Genomic DNA, 244 nt, shown 5'->3' with positions numbered 1-244 from the left:
GATCCGCCTGGCCACCGTCGATATCGGCGCCTGGGTGCTGCCGCTCATAGGCCTCGCCCTGGTGGCGCCGCGGGTCGGCGTCGGCGGCCGTTTCGTCCATTATGTCGTGGCCAGCAACTGGGCCTCGGCGATCATCGCCTGGATGATGCTGCCATCGGCGTTGATCCGGCTTTTCCTGACGTCGGCCAACGAAGTCTCCGGACTGGTGTCGCTGCTGCTGTTCGCGCTGTCGATGGTATTGACC

1 pseudogene is annotated in these 244 nt (G+C 65.6%); it reads left to right on the top strand.

Annotation, left to right across the window (positions count from 1 at the left end):
• Nucleotides 1–244: pseudogene (locus tag E5W70_RS32865) on the top strand (transporter); the annotation flags it as partial.

Origin of the sequence: Mesorhizobium sp. (assembly GCF_005063415.1) — a bacterium.
In the GTDB taxonomy this organism is placed as follows: Bacteria; Pseudomonadota; Alphaproteobacteria; order Rhizobiales; family Rhizobiaceae; genus Mesorhizobium.
This window is presented reverse-complemented; position numbering and strand designations above follow the sequence as displayed.